Raw genomic sequence first — 16439 nt, 5'->3', positions numbered from 1 at the left:
TGAAAGAGAAAATCATTTTATGCAAGCCCTAAACTGTATTATTGTTGATGATGATGAAATGGATCGACTACTTGTTGTATCCTATGCCAAAAGGTTTTCTTTTCTTCAAATTGTTGGTGTTTTTGAAACTGCTGAAAGTGCATTATCTTATTTAGAAAATAATACGGTTGATATTGCTTTTTTAGATATAGAAATGCCTGGAAAATCTGGACTAGAATTGCGTAAAAAAGCCATTGAAATACCTGTATGTGTTTTTATTTCTTCTCATTCTGAAAGTGCTGCGGAAACTTTTGAATTACAAACTTTAGATTTTATAGTAAAACCATTTAAGTTTCCAAGATTTGAACAAACCGTTAAACGAATAGAAGAATTTATAGAGATTCGTACTAAAGCTAGTTTGTTTGAATCAACTATTGGTGGCGATGTAGTTTTTGTGAAAACAGGTCATGAACAAACAAAGGTAAAACTTCATGAAATATTGTATCTCGAAGCCTTAAAAAACTATACTATACTTGTAACAGAAAACAAACGTCATTGTGTATTATCCAACCTTGGAGAACTTTTACAGGACGAAAAATTTCATTCTTTTACAAGAGTTCATCGCAGTTATGCTGTACGAAAACAATATATTCAAAAAATTAGCAGTCAAGAAATTGAATTGAAAAATGATTTAATTATTCCTATTGGCAGAAGTTTTAAAGAAGTTATAAATAATTTAGTATGAGGTTTTATTGCTGTCTTTTTGTTTTATTATTATCAATCAATTCTTTTTCTCAAGCTTCAAAAACTATTGATGATTTAACAGCTGAGCTTCAAAAAAACACCAAACAAGATACTCTAAAAGTTGTCACTTTACTCAAATTATCTACAACAAACTCTGGACTCAATCCAGAAAAAATGAAGCAGTTTGCAATTGATGCGATGCAGCTTTCTGAAAAAATAAATTATAAAAAAGGAATTGGAGAATCGTTTAAACTTCAAGGTGCTTCTTATTTTTCAATAGGCGATTATAAAAATGCTGAAAAATTCTTTTCAAAATCTTTGGCGGTATTTGAAGATATTAAATACAATGCCGGGATTATTATTTGCAACTCCAATTTAGGCTCCATAAAATTAGTTCAAAACAAATATCCTGAAGCATTACAATTTTATCAAACTTCTATACGCTACGCAGAAAAAACAAACTCTTCAAAATATTCAGCTTTGGCATATGGGAATATGGGGATTATTTACAGCGAACTCAAAAACTATAATTTAGCATTAAAACACTTCAACGAAGCTTTAAACATTCACAAAAAATCTAACTATGCTGCTGGAATTGCATCTAGTTTGAGCAATATTGGGAATGTATATTTTAATAAAAAAGAATATGACAATGCTTTAGATTTTTTTACACAAGCTTTAACTAAAAATATAGAAAATAATGATAAGCTTGGCATGTCAAGAGAATATGGAAATATTGCCAATGTTTACAGCGAACAAAAAAAATATTCTGATTCTTTTGAAAATCACATGAAAGCATTGAAAATCAATGAAGAACTTAAGAATAAAAAAGGACTTGCTGTTAATTATCAAGGAATAGGAGAATATTATTTGAAACAAAACAATTTAGACCAATCCTTGGATTATTTTAAAAAAGCAAATCAAATTTCGAAACAAATTAATGTAGATGATTTACAAAAACAATCCTTTAATAGTTTAAGCGAAGTTTTTGAAAAAAAAGGAAATCTGGATAGCGCTTATTTTTATTTCAAAAAATATATTGACATCAAAGAAACTATTGATAATGAAGCAAACAGAAAACAAATCTCAAGGCTTGAAATTCAGTATGAGTTTGACACAAAAGAAGAAAAATACAAAACCCAACAACTTCTTGACAATGAAAATATAAAACAACAAAAATTATTGTTGGAATTAAACAAATCCAAATTAAACGAAAGCAACAAAGAGCGCGATTTGGTTCGGTTAAATTATTTAAAAACCCAATCAGAATTAAAGAATGAAAGTCTTGAAAAAAAAGCGCAAAAAAAACAATTGACCATAGCCGAAAAAGAAATTGAACTTAATAAAATAACTTTAGAAAATAAAGAAAAACAAAAATGGTATTTTATTGCTGGTTTATTATTGCTGGGAATTATTGGAAGTTTGCTTTACTTTCAAAACCAAAATCGTAAAAAAACCAATAAAAAACTACAACTTTTGAATGACGAACTCGAGCAAGCCAACAAAGCCAAAACGCGTTTTTTCAGCATACTAAATCATGACTTGCGTGGACCAGTTGCCAACTTGATTAATTTTTTACAATTGCAAAAAGAAAGTCCAGAACTTTTAGATAAGGAAAGTACCGAACGCATGCAAAACAAAACCATGGAAAGTGCTGAGAATTTGCTCAATTCTATGGAAGATATTTTACAATGGAGTAAAAGCCAAATGGAAAACTTCAAACCGCAACCCAAAACCATCTATATAAACGATTTATTTGAAGATATTGAAAATCATTTTTCAAGTTTTGAAAATATTAAAATTGAATTCATAAATCCCGAAAACATTTCACTAAAAACAGATAAAAATTATCTAAAAACCATTGTAAGAAACTTGACTGGAAATGCAATAAAAGCTTTGAACGGTACTCAATCACCAACAATAGTTTGGAAAGCATGGGAAGAAAACAACAATTCTTTTTTATCGATAATTGATAATGGAAAAGGTGCCGAATTAGATCAATTTAAAGCACTTTATGATGATAAAGAAGTAGTTGGAATTAAATCTGGTTTAGGATTACACTTGATTCGGGATTTGTCAAAAGCAATTGACTGTAAAATAGAAGTTGACAGTAAAAAAGATGTTGGAACGACTTTTATACTAACTTTCATCAAATAAAAAAGGCCTAACTTTCGTTAGACCTTTGATTTCTTTTTCACTATATTATAATAATGCATCAATTGCATCAGTATAGGTTTTCTTAGGTGCAACACCAACTTGACGACCAACAACTTCTCCATTTTGGAAAACTAAAACCGTTGGAATATTTCTAACGCCATATTTTGCAGCAAATTCTTGATTTGCGTCAACATCAACTTTACCAACAGTTGCTTTTCCTTCATATTCTGTTGCTATTTCGTCGATAACTGGTCCTACCATTCTACATGGTCCACACCAAGCTGCCCAAAAATCTACTACTACTGGTTTATCTGATTTTAATACTACTTCGTCAAAAGTTGCATCTGTTATTGCTAATGCCATAATTTATATTTTTATAATTCTGAGTCACAAAGATAACCAAAGATTTTAACCTAGAAATGTTACTTAGATTACTTTTAACTATTTTTTAATTGGTTCAATTTATCAGTTCAATTTAAAGTTAATTTGCATTTTTTCTAGTTCTGATAGCAGCTCATTTGAAATTCTTATTTTAAGTTTTCTACTTGGCATAGTGATTTTATTAACCGTAACAGTCTTGGTGTCTTCTGGAATTTCTATTTCAGTTTCTTCTGAAAACTCCATTTCATCCTGATTAACATCTAAGTTTGATATTAGTTCAATTGGTTTTGTTTCAACTTTGATGGTTTCTCTTTCTAACACTTCAAAAGTTACCGAATTATCGCCTTTATTACTTTGGAATAAACTATTCAATTTATGTATCAATTCTGTCTGTAATTCTTTAATATCTAAAGCAATAATTAATTTTTTTGCAAATTGAGGCAAAACATCCTGAAGATATTGTAGTGCTTGAAACTGAATTCTTGGTTCACCACGCTTTCCTTCTTGATTAATCCAACCTTCACGAATCAATACTTTGATAAATGTAAAATTGTTTTGAATTAAAAAATGTCTGAACTTTAAATATTCTTCGCCAAAAATTTTGAATTCAAAACTTTCATCATAACCTTCTAAAGTAAAACTTCCCCAACCTTTTCCATTTTTGGCAGTTTTATGTTGAACATTGGTAATTATTCCTCCAAAAGTTAGATTTTTATTGACAAATTGGTCTAAATTTTTAAGTGTTTCAAGTCTTGAATTACAGAAATATTTCATTTCAAATTTATAATCATCTAATGGATGACCTGAAATATAAATTCCAACTACTTCTTTTTCTTTGGCTAGTTTTTCCATAGTATTCCATTCTTCACAAGGCGGAACTTGAGGTTCGGGAATTTGAATATCACTACTTTCACCAAACAAACTTACTTGAGCTGAATTTTCGTTTTCTTGGAATTTTGCACCATAGCGCATTGCCTTTTCTAAAAACGTAATTCCATCGCCTTCATCATGAAAATATTGAGCACGATGCGTTTCTGTAAATCCATCAAAACCACCAGCAAGCGCTAAACTTTCAAATGCTTTTTTATTAGCTGCTCGCAAATCAATACGTTTTGCTAAATCAAAAATAGACTTGTATTTTGCTGATTTTCTGTTTTCTACAATAGTATCAACTGCTGGCGCACCAACACCTTTTATTGCACCCATTCCAAATCGGACAGCATAATTTTCATTTACCGTAAACTTGTAAAAACTTTCATTTACATCTGGTCCAAGAACGTTTAACCCCATTCGTTTACATTCTTCCATAAAGAATGAAACTTGCTTTATATCATTCATGTTATTTGACAAAACTGCTGCCATATATTCAGCTGGATAATGTGCCTTTAAATATGCAGTTTGATAACCAATCCATGCATAACACGTTGAATGTGATTTATTAAAAGCATATTGAGCAAAAGCTTCCCAATCTTTCCAAATTTTCTCTAATTTATCTTCTGGATGTCCGTTTTCCATGGCTTGGGAAATGAATTTAGACTTCATTTTATCCAAAACATCCTTTTGCTTTTTACCCATTGCTTTACGCAAAACATCGGCATCACCTTTAGAAAAATTAGCTAATTTTTGCGACAAAAGCATTACTTGTTCTTGATAAACTGTAATTCCATAGGTTTCTTTTAGGTATTCTTCGTTTGCTTCTAAATCATAAACAATTTCTTCTTCACCATTTTTTCTTTTTACAAATGATGGAATATACTCTAATGGTCCAGGACGATACAATGCATTCATAGCAATTAAATCGCCAAAAACTGTTGGTTTTAAATCACGTAAATATTTTTGCATTCCAACACTTTCATATTGAAATATTCCAACCGTTTCGCCACGTTGAAAAAGTTCGTATGTTTTTACATCATCAATTGGAAATTCATCAGGATTTAATTCAATTCCTGTTCTATACTTAACTAATTTGACCGTATCTTTTATTAATGTTAGTGTTTTTAAGCCCAAGAAATCCATCTTTAATAATCCGGCACTTTCTACTACTGAATTGTCAAACTGAGTTACATATAAATCGGAATCTTTTGCTGTAGTAACCGGAACAAAATTGGTAATATCATCTGGTGTAATAATAACTCCACAGGCATGAATTCCTGTATTACGAAGATTTCCTTCTAATATTTTTGCTTGTTGGATAATTTCACTTCCTAAATCTTCTGCATTGGCTAATTCTATTAACTCTTTTACTTTTTCATAATCTTCTGCACGCAAAGCATCTTTTAATGCTTTATCTTCCATTGAAAAGATTTTATCGAGTTTTAAATTGGGGATTAGCTTTGCAATTTTATCGGCTTCAAATAATGGTAAATCTAAAACTCTGGCAGTATCACGAATAGATGATTTTGCGGCCATTGTTCCATAAGTAATAATTTGCGCCACTTGATTAGAACCATACTTGTTGATTACATAATCCATTACTTTACTTCGTCCTTCGTCATCAAAATCAATATCAATATCGGGCATCGAAACACGGTCTGGATTAAGAAAACGCTCAAAAAGCAAATCGTATTCTAAAGGATCAATATTCGTAATCCAAAGACAATAAGCCACAACAGAACCAGCTGCAGAACCACGACCTGGACCAACTGAAACTTCTAAGTTTCGCGCTTCGGCAATGAAATCCTGAACTATCAAGAAATAACCCGGATAACCAGTATTTTCAATAGTTTTTAATTCAAAATCAAGTCGTTCTTGAATTTCTGGTGTTATTTCTTTGTATCGTTTTTTTGCACCTTCATAAGTCAAATGCCTTAAATAAGCATTTTCACCTCGTTTTCCTCCATCTGTTTTATCTTCTTCGACTAAAAATTCAACTGGAATATCAAATTTTGGAAGCAAAACTTCTCGAGCTAAATCATATATTTCTATTTTATCTACAATTTCTTGAATATTTGAAATGGCTTCAGGAAAGTCTTGAAACAAAAGTTTCATTTCTTCACCTGATTTAAAATAATACTCATGATTTGGCAATCCATATCTAAAACCACGACCACGACCAATTGGTGTTACTTGTTTTTCGCCATCGCGAACGCAAAGTAAAATATCATGTGCGTTTGCATCTTCTTTATTAATGTAAAAAATATTATTTGTTGCAATTGTCTTTACATTGTGCTTTCGAGCTAAGTCAATTAAAGAATTATTTACACGGTTTTCGTCTTCTTGATTATGACGCGATAATTCTAAGTAAAAATCATCTTGAAATTGTTCTTTCCACCATAGTAATGCTTCTTCTGCTTGATTTTCACCAATATTTAAAAGTTTATTTGGAATTTCACCATACAAACTTCCTGATAAAACAATGATATCTTCTTTATATTTTTGAATTACTTCTTTGTCAATTCTTGGAACATAATAAAATCCTTCGGTAAAAGCTATCGATGACATCTTTGCCAAATTGTGATAGCCTTTTTTATTTTTTGCCAACAAAACAATCTGATAACCGTTGTCTTTTCTGGACTTGTCTTTATGGTTTTCGCAAACATAAAACTCACATCCTACAATTGGTTTTAAAACCGTTTCTGTTGGTTCTTCTCCATTTTCAATAGCTATTTTATTCTTTGTTTCTGCTGATTTATTGTGATATAAAACATCACGAACAAAATGAAAAGCACCCATCATATTCCCAATATCAGTAATGGCAACTGCTGGCATTTTATTTTTAACGGCAGCTTTCACCAAATCTTGAACTGAAATCGTAGATTGTAAAACAGAAAATTGTGTATGATTATGCAAATGAACAAAGTCAACATCAATTAATTCCTGTTGATTTTGTTTGATAGTTTCTTTAGAAATGGGAACATTCCCTTTTTCTCCAAACTGTTGACGAATTTTATCGGAAGCTTCTTTTAGATTAATGTGCTTTAATCCAATTAATTTTATCTCCTTTGGATTATTTTCATTGAATTCTCTAAAATAATCAGCAGGAACATCAAGTTCTTCTTTTGTGAAAATTTCTTTTCTTACTAATTCAAGAAAACAACGTGTTGTAGCTTCAACGTCAGCGGTTGCATTATGTGCTTCCTCAAATTTTTCGCCAAATAAATATTCGTGTAATTCGGTTAATGTAGGTAATTTAAATTTTCCACCACGTCCACCAGGAAGTTTTAACAATTCGGCTGTTACTTCAGTACAAGTGTCTAAAACAGGCATTTGACTCATTGCAGAATCAATTCCCATTCTATAAAACTCGCAACCCATAATATTGATGTCGAAACCTAAATTTTGACCTACAATGAACTTTGCTTTACTTAATGCTATATTAAATTTTTCTAAAACTTCTTGTAGCGAATGACCTTCATGTTGAGCTAATTCGGTAGAAATACCATGAATTCTTTCAGCATCAAATGGAATATTAAAACCCTTTGGTTTAATTAAATAATCTTGATGTTCAACAAGTTTTCCCATTTCGTCATGTAATTGCCAAGCTATTTGAACACATCTTGGCCAATTATCAGTATCCGAAATTGGCGCAGACCAATTACGAGGTAAACCAGTAGTTTCGGTATCAAAGATTAAATACATAGAAATTTTAGATTGTAGATTTTATATTGCTGATTTTGGAAAAATCATATTTTCAAAATTAAAGTTTTGCGGAAAAGAAATCAATAATAGTTATTAACAAAAAAACCATCTCAAATGAGATGGTTTTAATTTTTTCGATAAGACCTTAATTAGTATCTTTCTCTATTTCCTCCGCCATAGTTTCCACCACCACGGTTGTTGTTTCTGTCATAACCACCTGAACGGTTGTTGTTGAAAGATCTTCTTTCTCCTTCTGGTTTTGGTTCTGATTTGTTAACCACAATAGTACGACCTTCAACAGTTGCACCATTTAATTCTTCAATTGCTTTCAATGCTTCTTCATCGTTAGGCATTTCAACAAAACCAAATCCTTTACTTCTTCCAGTAAATTTATCGGTAATAACTTTAACAGAGTCTACTGCTCCATAAGCCTCAAAAGACTCTCTTAAATCTGCTTCCTCAATACTCCAAGGAAGACTTCCAACAAAAATGTTCATATGTACTTTTTAAAATTCTGAACAAAGGTAGGTTAAATATCATTACCAAAATTTTATTTCTAAATTAAATTATCGGTAAAAATAAAAAAGCCATCAAATGATGGCCTTTTTATTGTATTCAATATTAAGGTTTTAGATAGAAGGATAAATTTGAACGTTATGAAATTCTCCATATTGATAATTTACAACTTCTCCTCCAAAAGGACTGTTAGTAGTTTTAACAGCATTAAATTTAAATTTCCCTGAAACTGTCATTTTAACATCATCAAAACTTGTAATTTCTATTTCACCATTACTGTTTTGAACGTTTTGAACTCTTAATTTACAATTCAAATTACCTCCTGTTACTGTTACTAAATCTCCAGCCACATAACCATTTCCTCTCGACATTAATGTTATTGAAGTAACTACACCTGTAGAGTTTGTAACAATTGAAACACTCATTCCGCTACCTGTGCCTCCAGTAACTGCTACTGAACTTGCATTGCTATAACCTGTTCCTCCATTTTGAATTGTCACTAATGAAGCTGGTCCAGGTGATGGAACAGTTGCATATTCTAAAAAAATATCATCTACATCATATGTATAACTTGCAAAGTTATTGGTGTTCGTAGTACCCAAACGATATTTACCAACGTTAGTACTTGAAGTTCCAAGAGTTACAATTTCATATTGTGTATATGCTTCTATAGTTAATTTTCCATTGTCTATATAAGCTCTAGTGTCATTAGCTCTCCAAAAAACATCATCTTTCTGACCTTGAAAACCAGGATCATTAAATTTTAATTCCTCTGAACATGAAATCATTAAAAAAGAAATAGCAATTAGGGACAAAATTTTTCTCATCATTATAAATTTTTTCATTACAAAAATAACTTTTTAATATAATTAGCATAACCTTATTTGAAAAAATAACACTTTTTGTATGAATTTTATAAAAAATAAAATATTTACTAATTGAATTTGTTGCAATTATATGAAAAAAAACTATCTTTGCGCCCTTAAATAACCGAGGTCGAGTACCTCAAATTAATCAAATAGATTATGTCAGTAAAAATTAGATTACAAAGACACGGAAAAAAAGGGAAACCTTTTTACTGGATCGTAGCAGCAGATGCACGTTCAAAAAGAGATGGTAAATTCTTAGAAAAATTAGGAACTTACAATCCAAACACAAACCCAGCAACAATTGATTTGAATGTTGATGGTGCAGTTCAATGGTTACACAATGGTGCACAACCTACAGATACTGCAAGAGCAATCCTTTCTTATAAAGGAGCTTTAATGAAACATCATTTAGATGGTGGAGTTCGTAAAGGTGCTTTAACTCAAGAACAAGCTGACGCTAAATTAGCTCAATGGCTAGATGCAAAAGCTGGAAAAGTTGATGCCAAAAAAGATGGTTTATCAAAAGCAAAAGCTGATGCAAGAGAAAAAGCATTAAAAGCTGAAAAAGAAGCTAATGAAAAACGTGCTGCTAAAGCAGTAGTTGTTGAAGAAGAAGTAGCTGAAGAAACTACAGAAGAAGTTGTAGCTGAAGTTGCTACAGAAGAAGCTGTAAGTGAAGTTGCTGTAGAGGAAACAGTTGCTGAAGTTGTTGCAGAAGAAACTACTGAAGTTGAAGAAGCTCCAGCAGCAGAAGAAAACAACGAAGAAACAGAAGCTTAATCTTTCTAGCAATTATGCGTAAAGAAGATTGTTTCTATTTAGGTAAAATTGCAAAAAAATTCAGTTTCAAAGGCGAAGTCCTACTCTATTTAGATACAGACGAGCCAGAATTATATGAAAATTTGGAATCAGTTCTTGTTGAAATGAACAAGAATTTGATTCCATTTTTTATTGAAAATAGTTCACTTCATAAAAATGATTTTCTTAGAGTTAAATTTGAAGAAGTAGATTCAGAAGAAGAAGCTGATTCAATTATAGGTTGTGAAATATATTTGCCGCTTACCATGTTGCCAAAACTTGAAGGTAACAAATTCTATTTTCATGAAGTTATAGGTTTCAAAATTGAAGACAAACGACTTGGAATTGTTGGAGAAATTGTCTCCATTAATGACACAACTGCACAACCTCTTTTTGAAGTTTTAAACAATGGTGTTGAGATTTTAATACCAATGATTGACCACTTTTTACTTGAAATTGACAGAAAAAACAAAAAAGTGGTAATGGATTTGCCTGAAGGCTTAATCGAAATGTATCTTTAATTACATTGTTTCAATTTAAAAGATTTACCGTTCAACAAGATAAATGCGCTATGAAAGTAGGCACAGATAGTGTTTTGCTTGGTGCTTGGTGTCCGATTGACAACAATCCTTTTTCTGTGTTGGATATCGGTTCAGGAACTGGAATTCTCTCTTTAATGTTGGCTCAGAGAAGTAATGCTGAGCAAATTGATGCTATTGAAATTGATGAAAACGCCTATGAACAATGTGTGGAGAATTTCGAGAATTCACCTTGGAGTGATAGATTGTTTTGTTTTCATGCTGGATTAGATGAATTTGTAGATGAACCAGAAGATGAATATGATGTCATTATATCAAATCCGCCGTTTTATTCTGAAAATTACAAAACCGAAAATGAGCAACGTGATTTAGCAAGATTTCAGGATGCTTTGCCTTTTGAAGAGTTAGTAGAAGCTGTTGATTTACTACTTTCTGAAAACGGAATCTTCTCAGTGATTATTCCATTTAAAGAGGAAGAAAAATTTATTAAACTATGTTCCGACTATGAACTTTTTCCAATAAAAGTGACTCGCGTAAAAGGAACACCAACTACAGAGATAAAGAGAAGTTTATTGGCTTTTAAAAGATATGAACTTCCTGTTTTAGAAGCTGACGAATTGGTTGTTGAAATCAATCGTCATGAATATACTGATGATTACATTAATCTTACGAAAGATTTCTATTTAAAAATGTAATTCTAGCCCAGATGGAAACGGCATCCTTTTTAATTTTTAACAAAAAAATTAAAAAGATACAGTGCACAGCTGGAAAAAGCTCCAAAAAATTATAACACTTGTTAAAGTGAAATTTAACTAAGATTATGTAGCTTTGCAAACGTTTTCGTGAATACAATAAATACTATATAACAACCATTTTATGAGACCAGATTTATTTCAAGCGCCTGATTATTACAACCTTGATGATTTATTAACCGAAGAACACAAATTAGTTCGTGATTCTGCTCGTGCATGGGTGAAACGTGAAGTTTCTCCAATTATTGAAGAGTATGCTCAGCGTGCTGAATTTCCAAAACAAATCATAAAAGGTTTAGGAGAAATTGGTGGTTTTGGACCTTATATTCCAGAACAATATGGCGGTGCTGGTTTAGACCAAATTTCATATGGTTTAATCATGCAAGAAATTGAACGTGGTGATTCTGGAGTTCGTTCTACATCATCAGTGCAATCATCTTTAGTAATGTATCCTATTTGGAAATTTGGAACAGAAGAGCAACGAATGAAATATTTACCAAAATTGGCGACAGGTGAATTTATGGGTTGTTTTGGTTTAACAGAACCTGATTATGGTTCAAACCCAAGCGGAATGGTTACCAATTTTAAAGATATGGGTGATCATTATTTATTGAATGGTGCCAAAATGTGGATTTCGAATGCGCCTTTTGCTGATGTTGCTGTAGTTTGGGCAAAAAATGAAGAAGGAAGAATTCACGGATTGATTGTTGAACGTGGCATGGAAGGATTTACAACTCCTGAAACTCACAATAAATGGTCGCTTCGTGCAAGTGCAACTGGAGAATTAATTTTTGATAATGTAAAAGTTCCAAAAGAAAACTTATTACCAGGAAAATCAGGTCTTGGTGCGCCAATGATGTGTTTGGATTCGGCTCGATACGGAATTGCTTGGGGTGCAATTGGTGCTGCTATGGATTGCTATGATACGGCTTTGCGCTATGCTAAAGAAAGAGTTCAGTTTGACAAACCGATTGCTGGTTTTCAATTACAACAAAAGAAATTAGCCGAAATGATTACCGAAATCACTAAAGCTCAATTACTAACTTGGCGATTAGGAGTTTTAAGAAACGAAGGAAATGCAACAACTGCTCAAATTTCGATGGCAAAAAGAAACAATGTAAACATGGCAATCGAAATTGCTCGTGAAGCCAGACAAATACTAGGCGGAATGGGAATTACTGGCGAATATTCTATTATGCGTCACAGTATGAATTTAGAATCTGTAATTACCTATGAAGGAACGCATGATATTCACTTATTGATTACTGGTGCTGATATCACGGGAATTCCGGCATTTAAATAAAAGATTAAACAATAAATAAATTTGATGTAAAATGCTTTCCTTTTTCGGAAAGCATTTTTAATTTTGTCAAACTACGATGAATTATTTCTCGTATCTATTAAAAAAAGCTATGAACATTAATTATATCAACGAAAGTATTTCGGCTCAAAAAAAACAATTATTAAATCATTCTCTTTACGATAAAGTAAAAACAATTGAAGATTTGCACATTTTTCTTGAAAAGCATGTTTATGCAGTTTGGGATTTTATGTCTTTGTTAAAAGCTCTACAGGCAAAATTAACCTGTACTTCAACGCCATGGTTTGCAACAAAAGATCCTGAAACAAGGTATTTAATCAACGAAATCGTACTGGCAGAAGAAAGTGATTTGACTTTAGACGGAAAGCGATTGAGTCATTTTGAAATGTATGTTGAAGCGATGAAAAATTGTGGAGCATCAACTTCAGAATTAGAAAACTTTTTGCAAAATGTAGTTGAAACACAAAATATTTTTGTCTCCATAAAACAAAGTAACTTACATCCTGAAATTAAATCCTTTTTAGATTTTACTTTTAGAGTTATTGAACATGGAAAACCTCATGAAATTGCTGCTGCTTTTACTTTTGGAAGAGAAAATTTAATTCCGAGTATGTTTACCGAAATTCTGAAAAACTTTCAAAAGAATTTCCCAGAAACAGATTTATCACAACTGATTTATTACTTCGAAAGACACATTGAATTAGACGCTGATGAACACGGACCAATGGCAATGCAAATGATAACAGATTTGTGTGAAACGGAAATACATTGGCAAGAAGTTAAAGAAATTTCCATCCAAGCTTTAGAGAAAAGAATTGGACTTTGGAATGCCATTGAAGAGCAAATTATCCAAAAATTTGAGATGGTTTAATTTATTGCTCAGGAGCAATTTCAATTTCTAAACCATCTATTTCTTCAGTAATTGGAATTTGACAACCAAGACGAGAATTGTCTTTTACATGGTAAGCTTCCCAAAGCATGGCTTCTTCATCAGGATTGCGTTCTAAAGAAATTTTATCATTTAAAATATAACACTGACACGAAGCACACATTGCCATTCCACCACAAATACCAATTGTTCCTTCTTCTGCCAATTCATACATACGGATTAACTCCATGATGTTTAAATTCATATCCGTTGGCGCAAGAACTTCATGAAGTTGACCGTTTCTATCGGTAATTTTTATGGTAATATCTTGTGACATTTTTAATCAATTGATTTTACAACTGCTTTTTCAGCTTCTTTTCTACTTCCATCAAAACCATCAACACCAGAAACTGTTGTATATTTTAAAACATATTTTTTTCCGGGATTAATTCTTTGATAAACACTTTGACACATCAATGTTGCTTCGTGAAAACCACAAAGAATTAATTTTAATTTTCCGGGATAAATATTCACATCTCCAATAGCATAAATTCCATCAATATTGGTTTGATAATCTAATGCATTATTAACTTTAATAGCATTTTTTTCGATTTCTAAACCCCAATTGGCAATTGCTCCCAATTTTGGTGTTAAGCCAAAAAGCGGAATGAAATAATCAGTTTCTACATTCATTCTTGCACCATTCATTTCTATATCTACCGATTCTATTCTTTCTGAACCTTTAAATCCTACAACTTCTGCAGGTGTAACCAATTTAATTTTTCCTTCGCTTTTCAATTCTTGAACTTTATCTACAGAATCTAAAGCACCGCGAAATTCGTTTCTTCTGTGAACCAAAGTGACTTCAGAAGCTACATTAGAAAGGAAAATACTCCAATCTAAAGCCGAATCTCCACCACCAGAAATAACAACCTTTTTGTTTCTATATTTTTCTGGATCTTTTACAAAATAATCAACACCTCTGTCTTCTTTTTCGTAAAACTCTAAATCTTTAAGAATTGGCTTTCTTGGTTCAAATGTTCCTAAACCTCCAGCAATTGCAATAGCTTTTGCTTTATGTTGCGTTCCAGCATTTGTGGTTACAACAAAAGTTCCATCTTCTAATTTATCAATGGTTTCTGCAGTTTCTCCTAAGGTAAAACCAGGTTGGAATTGTTTGATTTGTTCCATTAAATTGTTAACCAAATCTCCAGCTAAAACTTCTGGATATCCAGGAATATCAAAAATTGGTTTTTTAGGATATAATTCGGCCAATTGTCCGCCAGGTTGAGGCAAAGCATCAATAATATGGCATTTAAGTTTTAATAATCCAGCTTCAAAAACAGCAAAAAGTCCTGTTGGTCCAGCTCCGATTATAAGTATATCGGTTTCTATCATTTTTATTCGTTGCAAGGTTCAAAGCCACAAAGATGCAACGTTTTGAAAGCGTTACAAATGACTTTTATCATATAGGCAATTAAACAATATTCTCTACAGTTTCAATTTGTGGAGCATATTTTTTTATGGTGGTTTCTACACCAGCTTTCATAGTACTAATACTCAAACTACATGAAGTACATGCACCTTGAAGACGTACTTTTACATGCTTTTCATCTTCAATAGAAACCAAACAAATATCGCCACCATCAGAATTTAGAAAAGGTCTAATTTCATCTAATGCTTTTTCAATATTTAAAGTCAATTCTTCTGTTGTCATCTTATTTTCCTTTTACTGCTGAACATCCAGCCATTGTGGTTATCTTGATTGCTTCAGTTGGAGCCAAATTTTCATTTCTTCTTACCGTTTCTTCCACTACATTTCTGGCAATTTCTTCAAAAACAGTTTCTAAAGGTGATGCCGTTTGTAATGCTGCTGGTCGACCATAATCTCCAGCTTCGCGAATACTTTGAACTAAAGGAACTTCACCTAGAAAACGAACGTTCAAATCTTCAGCGAGATTTTTTGCGCCTTCTTTTCCAAAAATGTAATATTTATTGTTTGGCAATTCTTCTGGTGTGAAATAAGCCATGTTTTCAATAATTCCTAAAACAGGAACATTAATCGAATCTGATAAAAACATTGAAACTCCTTTTTTAGCATCTGCTAGTGCCACAGCTTGTGGAGTAGAAACTACAACTGCTCCAGTAATTGGTAATGCTTGCATTATTGACAAATGAATATCTCCTGTTCCTGGTGGTAAATCGATTAACATGAAATCTAATTCACCCCAAGCTGCATCAAAAATCATTTGGTTTAACGCTTTTGAAGCCATTGGTCCACGCCAAATTACTGCTTGACTTGGTGAAGTAAAAAATCCTATTGAAAGTAATTTTATTTCATAGCTTTCAATTGGTTTCATTTTTGATTTTCCATCAACTTCGATTGAAATTGGTTTTTCGTTTTCAACATCAAACATGATTGGCATACTTGGACCGTAAATATCCGCATCCAAAACACCAACTCTGAATCCCATTTTTGCTAAAGTAACGGCAAGATTTGCAGTAACTGTTGATTTTCCAACACCTCCTTTTCCTGAAGCAACAGCAATAATATTAGAAATTCCAGGAATTGCTTTTCCTTTGATTTCATTTGGATTTTCTTTTGCCTCAACTTTGATATTAACTTTCACAACCGCTTCAGGCGAAAATTTTTCGTGAATTAATTTTTTAATATCATCTTCAGCTCTCTTTTTTATATGCATTGCTGGTGTTGAAAGTAATAAATCAACCACAACTTCTTCTCCAAAAGTAATTACGTTTTGAACAGCGCCACTTTCGACCATATTTTTTCCTTCACCAGCAATTGAAATGGTTTCTAAAGCTTTTAGGATTTCTTTTCTATCTAATTTCATTCTTAAGTTTAAAATTTATCTGTTTAAAAGTTTAAAAGTTTACTAACTTTTATTTAAACTGAATATGAATTGCAAAGATAATACG

The 16439-nt window shown here is 31.9% G+C and carries 15 protein-coding genes; 7 read left to right on the top strand and 8 right to left on the bottom strand.

Features of this window, described 5'->3' with window-relative positions; genetic code table 11:
* Window positions 1-19: 19 nt before the first annotated feature.
* A complete protein-coding gene (locus tag RN605_RS11540) occupies window positions 20-724 on the top strand; it encodes a LytR/AlgR family response regulator transcription factor (protein WP_313324941.1) in 705 nt (234 codons plus the stop codon).
* The gene (locus tag RN605_RS11535) at window positions 721-2880 is read left to right on the top strand and encodes a tetratricopeptide repeat-containing sensor histidine kinase (RefSeq protein ID WP_313324940.1); all 2160 of its coding nucleotides are present in this window, start codon (window positions 721-723) and stop codon (window positions 2878-2880) included. Before RN605_RS11540 ends, RN605_RS11535 begins: the two co-directional genes overlap by 4 nt.
* Window positions 2881-2925: 45 nt before the next feature.
* On the opposite strand, the gene trxA is transcribed toward RN605_RS11535, so the two are convergent.
* From trxA to RN605_RS11515, 4 genes are all read right to left on the bottom strand, one after another.
* Window positions 2926-3243, bottom strand: coding sequence for a thioredoxin (gene trxA / locus RN605_RS11530; RefSeq protein WP_133533217.1), 318 nt, complete (start codon window positions 3241-3243; stop codon window positions 2926-2928).
* A 102-nt stretch (window positions 3244-3345) separates the two neighbouring features.
* The gene (gene dnaE, locus RN605_RS11525; protein WP_313324938.1) at window positions 3346-7839 is read right to left on the bottom strand and encodes a DNA polymerase III subunit alpha; all 4494 of its coding nucleotides are present in this window, start codon (window positions 7837-7839) and stop codon (window positions 3346-3348) included.
* A 149-nt stretch (window positions 7840-7988) separates the two neighbouring features.
* A complete protein-coding gene (locus tag RN605_RS11520; protein WP_313324935.1) occupies window positions 7989-8336 on the bottom strand; it encodes an RNA recognition motif domain-containing protein in 348 nt (115 codons plus the stop codon).
* A 132-nt stretch (window positions 8337-8468) separates the two neighbouring features.
* The gene (locus RN605_RS11515; RefSeq protein WP_313324934.1) at window positions 8469-9200 is read right to left on the bottom strand and encodes a DUF6252 family protein; all 732 of its coding nucleotides are present in this window, start codon (window positions 9198-9200) and stop codon (window positions 8469-8471) included.
* 180 nt (window positions 9201-9380) lie between these two features.
* On the opposite strand from RN605_RS11515, the gene RN605_RS11510 reads away from it, so the two are divergent.
* The 5 genes from RN605_RS11510 (at window position 9381) to RN605_RS11490 (ending at window position 13505) form a co-directional block, all read left to right on the top strand.
* On the top strand, window positions 9381-10004 hold the full coding sequence (locus RN605_RS11510; RefSeq protein WP_313324933.1) for a 30S ribosomal protein S16: 624 nt from the start codon (window positions 9381-9383) through the stop codon (window positions 10002-10004).
* A 14-nt stretch (window positions 10005-10018) separates the two neighbouring features.
* Window positions 10019-10543: a ribosome maturation factor RimM gene (gene rimM, locus RN605_RS11505; RefSeq protein ID WP_313324932.1), complete on the top strand. Its 525-nt coding sequence runs from the start codon at window positions 10019-10021 to the stop codon at window positions 10541-10543.
* Window positions 10544-10593: 50 nt separating this feature from the next.
* A complete protein-coding gene (locus RN605_RS11500; RefSeq protein ID WP_313324930.1) occupies window positions 10594-11256 on the top strand; it encodes a tRNA1(Val) (adenine(37)-N6)-methyltransferase in 663 nt (220 codons plus the stop codon).
* Between the two features lie 181 nt (window positions 11257-11437).
* On the top strand, window positions 11438-12616 hold the full coding sequence (locus RN605_RS11495; RefSeq protein WP_313324928.1) for an acyl-CoA dehydrogenase family protein: 1179 nt from the start codon (window positions 11438-11440) through the stop codon (window positions 12614-12616).
* A 109-nt stretch (window positions 12617-12725) separates the two neighbouring features.
* Window positions 12726-13505, top strand: coding sequence for a DUF3050 domain-containing protein (locus RN605_RS11490; RefSeq protein WP_313324927.1), 780 nt, complete (start codon window positions 12726-12728; stop codon window positions 13503-13505).
* 1 nt (window position 13506) lies between these two features.
* Here RN605_RS11490 and RN605_RS11485 read toward each other — a convergent pair whose 3' ends face one another.
* The 4 genes from RN605_RS11485 to RN605_RS11470 all read right to left on the bottom strand — a co-directional run bounded on the left by RN605_RS11485 (window position 13507) and on the right by RN605_RS11470 (window position 16354).
* Window positions 13507-13839, bottom strand: a complete 333-nt coding sequence (locus RN605_RS11485; protein ID WP_313324926.1) for a 2Fe-2S iron-sulfur cluster-binding family protein — start codon at window positions 13837-13839, stop codon at window positions 13507-13509.
* Window positions 13840-13841: 2 nt separating this feature from the next.
* Window positions 13842-14900 carry an NAD(P)/FAD-dependent oxidoreductase gene (locus tag RN605_RS11480; protein ID WP_313324923.1) on the bottom strand — a complete coding sequence of 353 codons (1059 nt, stop codon included), beginning with the start codon at window positions 14898-14900 and terminating at the stop codon, window positions 13842-13844.
* 79 nt (window positions 14901-14979) lie between these two features.
* Window positions 14980-15219, bottom strand: coding sequence for a NifU family protein (locus RN605_RS11475; protein ID WP_313324921.1), 240 nt, complete (start codon window positions 15217-15219; stop codon window positions 14980-14982).
* A 1-nt stretch (window position 15220) separates the two neighbouring features.
* On the bottom strand, window positions 15221-16354 hold the full coding sequence (locus tag RN605_RS11470) for an Mrp/NBP35 family ATP-binding protein (protein WP_313324919.1): 1134 nt from the start codon (window positions 16352-16354) through the stop codon (window positions 15221-15223).
* Between the last annotated feature and the right edge of the window lie 85 nt (window positions 16355-16439).

It is taken from the genome of Flavobacterium sp. PMTSA4 (assembly GCF_032098525.1).
Taxonomy (GTDB): domain Bacteria; phylum Bacteroidota; class Bacteroidia; order Flavobacteriales; family Flavobacteriaceae; genus Flavobacterium; species Flavobacterium capsici.
This window is presented reverse-complemented; position numbering and strand designations above follow the sequence as displayed.

Coding starts and splice junctions, on each gene's coding strand:
- RN605_RS11540 (WP_313324941.1), top strand. CDS start 20: ATGCAAGCCCTAAACTGTATTATTGTTGATGATGATGAAATGGATCGA.
- RN605_RS11535 (WP_313324940.1), top strand. CDS start 721: ATGAGGTTTTATTGCTGTCTTTTTGTTTTATTATTATCAATCAATTCT.
- trxA (WP_133533217.1), bottom strand. CDS start 3,243: ATGGCATTAGCAATAACAGATGCAACTTTTGACGAAGTAGTATTAAAA.
- dnaE (WP_313324938.1), bottom strand. CDS start 7,839: ATGTATTTAATCTTTGATACCGAAACTACTGGTTTACCTCGTAATTGG.
- RN605_RS11520 (WP_313324935.1), bottom strand. CDS start 8,336: ATGAACATTTTTGTTGGAAGTCTTCCTTGGAGTATTGAGGAAGCAGAT.
- RN605_RS11515 (WP_313324934.1), bottom strand. CDS start 9,200: ATGAAAAAATTTATAATGATGAGAAAAATTTTGTCCCTAATTGCTATT.
- RN605_RS11510 (WP_313324933.1), top strand. CDS start 9,381: ATGTCAGTAAAAATTAGATTACAAAGACACGGAAAAAAAGGGAAACCT.
- rimM (WP_313324932.1), top strand. CDS start 10,019: ATGCGTAAAGAAGATTGTTTCTATTTAGGTAAAATTGCAAAAAAATTC.
- RN605_RS11500 (WP_313324930.1), top strand. CDS start 10,594: ATGAAAGTAGGCACAGATAGTGTTTTGCTTGGTGCTTGGTGTCCGATT.
- RN605_RS11495 (WP_313324928.1), top strand. CDS start 11,438: ATGAGACCAGATTTATTTCAAGCGCCTGATTATTACAACCTTGATGAT.
- RN605_RS11490 (WP_313324927.1), top strand. CDS start 12,726: ATGAACATTAATTATATCAACGAAAGTATTTCGGCTCAAAAAAAACAA.
- RN605_RS11485 (WP_313324926.1), bottom strand. CDS start 13,839: ATGTCACAAGATATTACCATAAAAATTACCGATAGAAACGGTCAACTT.
- RN605_RS11480 (WP_313324923.1), bottom strand. CDS start 14,900: ATGATAGAAACCGATATACTTATAATCGGAGCTGGACCAACAGGACTT.
- RN605_RS11475 (WP_313324921.1), bottom strand. CDS start 15,219: ATGACAACAGAAGAATTGACTTTAAATATTGAAAAAGCATTAGATGAA.
- RN605_RS11470 (WP_313324919.1), bottom strand. CDS start 16,354: ATGAAATTAGATAGAAAAGAAATCCTAAAAGCTTTAGAAACCATTTCA.